We start from the raw sequence: 8157 nt of genomic DNA, 5'->3' as shown, positions 1-8157 counted from the left end.
CCCGCCTGGCCGCCGCCCGCCGTCGCCGCGCGGCCGCGCTACGCGCTGGCTGCCGCCGCGTGCCTCGTCGCGCTGATCGCGCTGTCGCTCGCGTGGGAGCTGTGGCTCGCGCCGCTGCGCCCGGGCGGCTCCGCGCTGATGCTCAAGGCCGTGCCGCTCGCGCTCGCGCTGCCCGGCGTCTGGCGGCGTAACATCTACACGATGCAGTGGGCGAGCATGCTGATGCTCGCCTATTTCGCCGAAGGCATCGTGCGCGGCATGTCGGACCGCGGGCTGTCCGCGACGCTCGGCTGGTGCGAGACCGTGCTTGCCGTCGGCTTCTTCGCGGCCGCGCTCGCGTACGTCGCGCCGTTCAAACGCGCGGCAAAGCGGCAGCGCGCCGCGCCCTGACCCTTACGCGACCTCGCGACACCATGATGACGTCCTCCGAAACCTTCGTTTCCGCGTGCCGCGACGCGATCGGCGCCGATCACGTGCTGACCGCCCCGCACGACATCGAACCGTTCCTGACCGACTGGCGCCGCCGCTACAAGGGCGCCGCATGCGCGGTGCTGAAACCCGCGAACACCGCTGAAGTGGCCGCGCTCGTGAAGCTCGCGAACGCGCACGGCGTCGCGCTGGTGCCGCAGGGCGGCAACACGGGCCTCGCCGGCGGCGCGACGCCCGACGCGAGCGGCACCCAGGCCGTGCTGAGCCTGACGCGGCTGAACCGCGTGCGCGCGCTCGATGCGCACAACAACACGATCACCGTCGAAGCCGGCGTGATCCTCGCCGACGTGCAGGCGCGCGCGCGCGAAGGCGGCCGGCTGTTCGCGCTGAGCCTCGCGGCGGAAGGCAGCTGCACGATCGGCGGCAACCTGTCGACGAATGCGGGCGGCACCGCGGTGCTGCGCTACGGCAACGCGCGCGAGCTGTGCCTCGGCCTCGAGGTCGTGACGCCGCAAGGCGAGATCTGGGACGGCCTGCGCGGACTGCGCAAGGACAATACCGGCTACGATCTGCGCGATCTGTTCATCGGCGCCGAAGGGACGCTCGGAATCATCACCGCGGCCGTGATGAAGCTGCACCCGCTGCCGGCCGCGCAGGTCACCGCGCTCGCCGCGCTCGAGTCGCCGCATGCGGCGCTCGATTTCCTCGCGCTCGCGCAGCGCGCGGCCGGGCCGCTGCTCACGGGCTTCGAGCTGATGTCGGATTTCTGCATGCAGCTCGTCGGCAAGCACTACCCGCAGCTGCGCTATCCGTTCGCGCAGACGCATGCGCAGACGGTACTGCTCGAACTGTCGGACAACGAAAGCGAAGCGCACGCGCGGGCGCTGTTCGAGAACCTGATGGAGCAGGCGTTCGACGCGGGGCTCGTGGTCGATGCGGTGGTCGCCGAGAATCTCGCGCAGTCGCGCGCGTTCTGGGATCTGCGCGAGCACATCCCGCTCGCGCAGGCCGACGAAGGGCTCAACATCAAGCACGACATCGCGGTGCCGATCTCGTCGATCGCGCGCTTCATCGACGAAACGGACGCGGCGATCCAGCAGGCAGCGCCCGGCGCGCGAATGGTCACGTTCGGCCACCTCGGCGACGGCAACCTGCACTACAACGTGCAGACGCCCGAAGGCGGCGACCCGAAGGCGTTCCTCGCGCAATTCCAGGCGCCGATCAACCGGATCGTCTACGACAACGTGCATCGCCATCACGGCACGATCAGCGCGGAGCACGGGATCGGCCAGTTGAAGATCGAAGACGCGCAGCGCTACAAGTCGCCGGTCGAGACGGCGCTGATGCGCACGCTGAAGGCCGCGCTCGACCCGCGCGGGCTGATGAATCCCGGCAAGGTGCTGCGCTGAAACCCTCCACCGGAGCGATGCCCGTGAAAGTCCGCGTCCTGTCCGACCTGCATCTCGAAAGCGACCAGCCCGACGCGATCGCGCATGCCGACGCCGATCTCGTCGTGCTGGCCGGCGACATCCACAATCATGCGGAAGGCCTGCGCTGGGCCGCCGAAACGTTCGACCCGGCGGTGCCGGTGATATACGTGCCGGGCAACCACGAGTACTACGACGGCGAATTCGGCGCGCTCGAGACGGCGATGCGCGATGCGGCACGCGCGATCGACCATGTGCACTACCTGAACAACGACGTCTACGTCGACCCGCAGCGGCGCTTTCGCGTGCTCGGCACGACGCTGTGGGCCGACTTCACGCTGTTCGGCGCCGACGACGCGAGCGTTGCGCGCGCGATCGACGCCGCGCAGCGCGTGATGCTCGATTTCAAGGGATTGATTCAGGTGACGTGGCCGCACGACGCGGTACTGCATCGTGCGACGGGGAAAGCGGAGCGGGACTTCACGCCGGCCGATGCGATCTCGCTGCATCGGCAAAGCCGCGCGTGGCTCGAAGCGCAGCTCGCCGCGCCGTTCGCGGGCCGCACGATCGTCGTCACGCATCACGCGCCGCACGTGCGCTCGCTCGCGCCGCGCTATGCGCAAGACGCCGCGTCGGCGGGATTCGTCACGGCGCTGCCGACCCTGGTGCGGCCGCCGGTGGACCTGTGGATCCACGGCCATACGCACACGTCGTTCGATTACGTCGCGGACGGCGGCACGCGCGTCGTGTGCAATCCGCGCGGCTACATCCACCGGCGAACCGGCGAACGCGAAAATACCGCGTTCGAGTGGGACAAGATTGTCACGCTCGGCTGAGCGCCGCACACGGCGAGCCGGCGCGGCTCTGCAAATTCCGCGACGGCGGCGGCATTGCAGCCGGATTGCCGGCCGTTCAGCGATCGATGCGACGCGATGCGCGCACGCGGATCGGCGCCGGCTTCATCCGGTCTTTCATCGCGCGCAGCATATCGCGCGTGGCCGCGGCGGCTGCGGCGATGCCGAGCAGAACTCCAAGGCCGATCATCAGGGACGTATCCATTGCGACTCCGGGCGTGCACAGGGTGATGTTTCGAACAGTAGCAAACTGTCCGGCGCGCGTTCGTAAAAAAATGTTGCGCGAACGACAAATCTCGTCAGATCGTGCGCATCCGCGCGGCTACGTCGCCCGCGTGTATTGCTCGAGCGCGGCTTCGTCCGCTTCCAGCGTGACCGGCAGTTCGTCGCGCAGGAAATCGACCCACGTGCGGATTTTCGCGTCGAGGTACTGACGCGACGGATACAGCGCATAGATGTTCATCACGTGCGATCGATACTCGGGCATCACGCGCACGATCTGGCCGCTGCGCAGCCCGCCGATCGCCGAATAGAGCGGCAGCCCGCCGATCCCCATCCCTTCGCGCACGGCCACCGCCAGCGCCTCGGCGACGTTTACGCGAAACGGCGGCGCCGCGATCGGAACGGTCTCGTCGCCGTTCGGCCCGGACAGCGTCCATTCGTCGTAGTGGAAACCGGGCGCGACCATCCCGAGACACACGTGCTGCGCGAGATCCGCGGATCGCAGCGGCATTCCGTGCGCGTCGACGTAGCCCGGCGATGCGCACAGCACGCTGTAGCTCTCGCCGAGCCGCTGCGATACGAGTCCCGAATCGGGCAGCTCGCGGCCGACGACGATCGCGACGTCGTAGCCTTCGTCGAGCAGATCGGGCATCCGCTGCGCGAGCGTCAGTTCGACGTGCACGTCCGGATAGCGCTCGCGATAGCGCGCGACCGCCGGCACCAGATAGTGCTGGCCGAGGCTCGTGAAGCAATGCACCTTCAGCTTGCCCGACGGGCGCGCGTGCGCGTCGCCCGCTTCGGCTTCGGCCTGGTCGACGTACGCGAGGATCTGCTCGCAGCGCTGCAGATAGCGCTCGCCGGCTTCGGTCAGCGCGATCCGCCGCGTCGTGCGGTTCAGCAGGCGTGTGCGCAGATGCGCCTCGAGATCCGAGACGGCGCGCGATGCGTATGCGGTCGTCGAATTCATCTGCTGGGCGGCCGCGGTAAAGCTCCCCGCGTCGACCACGCGGACGAATACCCGCATGTTTTGTAACGTATCCATCCGATTACCCGTTTGAATCCGGACGGATTGTTGCACACGTGCGCCGGAATATTATCTCAAGATCCGTAAAAATCCGTTGCACCGTTGTCCATTTATTCAGGAATCGCTGAAAAATATAATCGCTTCCGACTCGTCTATATACGAAAAGGGAGAAAATCGTGCAGTCTCCGGCACCAAAAGGGACGCTCGCACTCGCGGTTCTTGCAGTCTCATTAATAATGGCCGGATGCGCGAGCATGGGCGACAGCCAGCCGCGATCGACGCGGATCGAAGCGAACGCGCTCGATGCCGGCGCAGCGATTCGGGCCGCCGACCGCGATGCCGGTTGGCCCGCGTCGGACTGGTGGCGCGCGTATCGCGATCCGCAGCTCGACGCGTGGATCGCCGCCGCGGAAGCCGGCAACCCGACGCTCGCCGCCGCGCAGGCCCGCGTACGCGAAGCGCAGGCGCTGGCGCGCGTCGCGCGTTCCGCCGAGCTGCCGCAGATCAACGGCAATCTGTCGCTGATGCGTCAGCATTGGCCGGACAACGTGTACTACGGACCGGGCCCGCTCGCCGATACCGACACGTGGAACAACACCGGCACGCTCGGCCTGTCGTATCACGTCGATCTGTGGGGCAAGGACAAGAACGCGACCGAGCGCGCGCTCGATACCGCGCACGCGGCCGCGGCCGACGCACGGGCGGCGAAGCTCGAACTCGAAGTGAACGTCGTGCGCGCGTATGTCGGGATGTCGATGAACTACGCGCTGCTCGATCTCGCGCACGAAACGCTCGAACGCCAGCGCGCGCTCGCCGATCTCGCGCGCAAGCGGCTGCAGGCGGGCCTCGGCACGCAGCTCGAAGTGAGTCAGGCCGAATCGACGCTGCCCGACTACGAGCGCCAGATCGACAGCTACGAAGAAGCGATCGCGCTGGCCCGTCATCAGCTTGCCGCGCTCGCCGGCAAGGGCCCGGGCGCGGGCGACGCGATCAAGCGGCCGCAGCTGTCGCTCGACGCGCCGGCCGGGCTGCCGTCGGCGCTGCCGGCCGATCTGCTCGGCCGCCGTCCGGACGTCGTCGCGGCACGCTGGGCGGTCGACGCGCAAGCGCGCGGCATCGACGTCGCGAAGGCCGCGTTCTACCCGAACATCGACCTGCTCGCGACGGTCGGCGGCTTCGGCGTGACCGCGCCGTTCACCGACTTCCTGCGCGCGATGAACGGCGGCTGGACGGCCGGGCCCGCGCTGTCGCTGCCGATCTTCGAAGGCGGCCGGCTGCGCGCGCAGCTCGGCGCGGCGACGGCCGGCTACGACCAGGCGGTCGAGCGCTACAACCGGACGATCGTCGGCGCGCTCAAGGACATCGCCGATCAGGTCGTGCGGATCCGTTCGCTCGACACGCAGAAGCGGGACGCCGCGCGCTCGGTGGCCGCGAACCGCCGCAGCTACGAGCTGTCGCGCGAGGGCTTCCGGCGCGGGCTGACCGACTACGTGAACGTGCTGATCGCGCAGCAGCAGCTGCTGCGTGCGCAGGAGACAGCCGCGCGCATCGACGCGGAACGCCTCGCGGCGCACGCGCAGCTGATGGCCGCGCTCGGCGGCGGCGTCGAGACCGGCGACGACGGGCCAGACGATCGTCGTCAGCACGACGGCGCATCGCCGGCCGACGGCGCACATGCGCGCGATGTGGCGGCGACGCGGTCCGCCGCGACGGTCGCACGGCTCGATCGGTCTGCATCCACGGCAGCCGGCGCCGCGCGCGGCACGCCGGCGGCACGGTAACGCGGAGCGCGAGCGATGTCAGTCTCCTCCCCCGCTTCCCCGCATGCCGGCGGCCCGCTCGCCGCGTGGTACGCCGCGTTCGACGACTGGGCGCGCACCGACGGCGCGTCGTGGCTCTATCTGTTCAAGGCGCTGCTCGCGGCGTTCATCGCGATCGGCGTGTCGATGCGGCTCGACCTGCCCGCGCCGAAGACCGCGCTGACGACGGTGTTCATCGTGATGCAGCCGCAAAGCGGCGCCGTGCTCGCGAAGAGCTTCTACCGCGTGGCCGGCACGATCTTCGGGCTCGTCGCGACGCTGGCCTTCGTCGCGCTGTTTCCGCAGCAGCCGCTGCTGTTCCTGCTCGCCGTCGCGCTGTGGGTCGCGCTGTGCACGGCAGGCGCCGCGCGCAACCGCAACTTCCGCAGCTACGGCTTCCTGCTCGCGGGCTACACGACCGCGCTGATCGGGCTGCCCGCGTCGCAGCATCCGGACGGCGCGTTCATGAGTGCGATGACGCGGGTTGCCGAGATCGTCGTCGGCATCGTGTCGGCCGGCGTCGTCAGCGCGCTCGTGTTTCCGCAGTACACCGGCGAGCAGATGCGCACGACGGTGCGCCGGCGCTTCGGCACGTTCGTCGACTACGTCGCGGCGGCGCTGTCGGGCCGGCTCGATCGCGCGCACATCGAGACGATTCACGCGCGCTTCGTCGCCGACGTGGTCGGCTTCGAAGCCGCGCGCAGCATGGCCGTGTTCGAGAATCCGGACACGCGGATGCGCAGCGGCCGCCTCGCGCGGCTGAACAGCGAGTTCATGCACGCATCGAGCCGCTTTCATGCGCTGCATCAGCTGATGAACCGGCTGCGCGCGGCCGGCGCGCAGGCCGCGATCGACGCGATCGAGCCGTACTTCCGCGAAATCGCGCCGCTGCTCACGCGCAACGGCGAACCGGTGCGCTCGTCGGCCGACGCCGCGCACGCGGCCGAGCAGCTGCTCGTGTGGCGCGACGCGCTGCCGCGCCGGATCCGCGCGACGCGCGCCGAACTCGAGACGCAGCCGGACTTCCCGCTGCTCGACTTCGACACCGCCGCCGAGCTGCTGTACCGCTTCATCACCGACCTGCACGAATATGCGGCGACCTACGCATCGCTCGCGACGGCGACGCACGAGCGCGAACGCTGGATCGAGCGCTACGAGCCGCGCACGAACGTGACGGCGTCCGTGATCGCGGGAATCCGCACCGCAGCGGTAATCCTCGTGCTCGGCTGGTTCTGGATCGAGACCGCATGGCCGAGCGGCGTCACGCTGACGCTGACGGCGGCCGCGACCTGTGCACTCGCGTCGTCGACGCCGCGCCCGACCGCGATGTCCGCACAGATGGGCGTGGGCACCGCGCTGGCCGTCTGCACGGGGCTGCTGCTGACGTTCGGCATCTATCCGCGGATCGACGGGTTCCCGCTGCTGTGCGCGGCGCTCGCGCCGCTGCTCGCGATCGGCATCTTCATGACGCTGAAGCCGAAGCTCGCCGGCTACGGAATGGGCTACCTGATCTTCTTCAGCTTCCTCGCCGGCCCGGACAACGTCACCCACTACGATCCGTCGAGCTTCATGAACGATGCGCTCGCGCTGGTGCTGTCGATGCTGGTGTCGGCGATCGCGTTCGCGGTGCTGTTCCCGCCGACCGCGCCGTGGCTCAAGAAGCGGCTGCTCGCCGATCTGCGCGACCAGGTGGTCGCCGCGTGTCACGCGCGGCTCGCCGGGCTGCGCACGCGCTTCGAGAGCGGTGCGCGCGATCTGATGCATCAGGCGCACACGCTGTCGGCCGATCAGCCGGACGTGCAGCGCGACGCGCTGCGCTGGATGTTCGCGGTGCTCGAAGCCGGCAACGCGGCGATCGACCTGCGCGCCGAGCTTGCAACGCTGCCGGCCGAGCCGCGCTACGCGCCGACGATGCCGTGGCGACGCGCGATCGACGCGATGCGCACCGCGCTGTCCGCGCTGTTCGCGAAGCCGGATGCCGCGCGCTTCGACGCGACGCTCGCCGCGGCGAACGCAGCGATCGACGCGACGCGTGGCGCGCTCGATGCGTTCACGCCGTCGCGCGAAGAACGCCACCGGCTGCAGCGAATCCTGAGCCACCTGCATTTCGTGCGCACCGCGCTGCTCGATCCGGAATCGCCGCTTGCCGCGCTCAATCGCAATCGCCCCGCGCATCCCCAACCAGGAGCTTCGTCATGATGCCGCGTGAAATCGCCATTCTCGATGCCTACATGCCCACGGTGGTGCTGATGTTCGTCGTCGGCGCGCTCGCCACGTGGGCCGTCGACCGCGTGCTCGCGTATACGGGCCTCTACCGTGTCGTGTGGCACCCGTCGCTGTTCCGCGCGTGCCTTCTCGTGTGCATTTGCGGCGGACTGAGTCTTGCCGTCTATCGTTGAACC

8 protein-coding genes are annotated in these 8157 nt (G+C 69.2%); 6 read left to right on the top strand and 2 right to left on the bottom strand.

Going from position 1 to position 8157, the window contains the following annotated elements; all coding sequences use genetic code 11:
• The 3 genes from BUB20358_RS19345 to BUB20358_RS19335 all read left to right on the top strand — a co-directional run.
• Window positions 1-390: DUF2069 domain-containing protein (locus BUB20358_RS19345; RefSeq protein ID WP_254593971.1), on the top strand; the 390-nt coding region annotated here is incomplete at its 5' end.
• Between the two features lie 26 nt (window positions 391-416).
• Window positions 417-1838 carry an FAD-binding oxidoreductase gene (locus BUB20358_RS19340; protein ID WP_035973365.1) on the top strand — a complete coding sequence of 474 codons (1422 nt, stop codon included), beginning with the start codon at window positions 417-419 and terminating at the stop codon, window positions 1836-1838.
• Between the two features lie 23 nt (window positions 1839-1861).
• Complete coding sequence (locus BUB20358_RS19335; protein ID WP_035973366.1) at window positions 1862-2692, top strand: metallophosphoesterase; 831 nt, start codon at window positions 1862-1864, stop codon at window positions 2690-2692.
• 76 nt (window positions 2693-2768) lie between these two features.
• Here the strand turns inward: BUB20358_RS19335 and BUB20358_RS19330 are convergent, their stop codons facing one another.
• A complete protein-coding gene (locus tag BUB20358_RS19330; protein WP_165802978.1) occupies window positions 2769-2915 on the bottom strand; it encodes a hypothetical protein in 147 nt (48 codons plus the stop codon).
• 117 nt (window positions 2916-3032) lie between these two features.
• Window positions 3033-3974: a LysR family transcriptional regulator gene (locus tag BUB20358_RS19325; RefSeq protein WP_035972530.1), complete on the bottom strand. Its 942-nt coding sequence runs from the start codon at window positions 3972-3974 to the stop codon at window positions 3033-3035.
• 158 nt (window positions 3975-4132) lie between these two features.
• Between BUB20358_RS19325 and BUB20358_RS19320 the strand changes: the two genes are divergently transcribed.
• Genes BUB20358_RS19320 through BUB20358_RS19310 form a run of 3 tightly spaced genes read left to right on the top strand, consistent with a single transcriptional unit; the run spans window position 4133 to window position 8154 of the window.
• Window positions 4133-5737 carry an efflux transporter outer membrane subunit gene (locus BUB20358_RS19320; protein ID WP_035972531.1) on the top strand — a complete coding sequence of 535 codons (1605 nt, stop codon included), beginning with the start codon at window positions 4133-4135 and terminating at the stop codon, window positions 5735-5737.
• A 15-nt stretch (window positions 5738-5752) separates the two neighbouring features.
• Window positions 5753-7954, top strand: a complete 2202-nt coding sequence (locus BUB20358_RS19315) for an FUSC family protein (protein WP_035972532.1) — start codon at window positions 5753-5755, stop codon at window positions 7952-7954.
• Entirely contained in the window at window positions 7951-8154 is a 204-nt protein-coding gene (locus BUB20358_RS19310) for a DUF1656 domain-containing protein (RefSeq protein WP_006764531.1), read from the top strand. The genes BUB20358_RS19315 and BUB20358_RS19310 overlap by 4 nt, the downstream gene beginning before the upstream one ends.
• Window positions 8155-8157: the final 3 nt, after the last annotated feature.

The organism is Burkholderia dolosa, from assembly GCF_902499135.1.
GTDB classification, from domain to species: Bacteria; Pseudomonadota; Gammaproteobacteria; order Burkholderiales; family Burkholderiaceae; genus Burkholderia; species Burkholderia dolosa.
This window is presented reverse-complemented; position numbering and strand designations above follow the sequence as displayed.

Bases quoted from the DNA above. Each gene is read 5' to 3' on its own strand.
- BUB20358_RS19310 (WP_006764531.1), top strand. From the start codon at position 7,951: ATGATGCCGCGTGAAATCGCCATTCTCGATGCCTACATGCCCACGGTG.
- BUB20358_RS19340 (WP_035973365.1), top strand. From the start codon at position 417: ATGACGTCCTCCGAAACCTTCGTTTCCGCGTGCCGCGACGCGATCGGC.
- BUB20358_RS19315 (WP_035972532.1), top strand. From the start codon at position 5,753: ATGTCAGTCTCCTCCCCCGCTTCCCCGCATGCCGGCGGCCCGCTCGCC.
- BUB20358_RS19330 (WP_165802978.1), bottom strand. From the start codon at position 2,915: ATGGATACGTCCCTGATGATCGGCCTTGGAGTTCTGCTCGGCATCGCC.
- BUB20358_RS19325 (WP_035972530.1), bottom strand. From the start codon at position 3,974: ATGGATACGTTACAAAACATGCGGGTATTCGTCCGCGTGGTCGACGCG.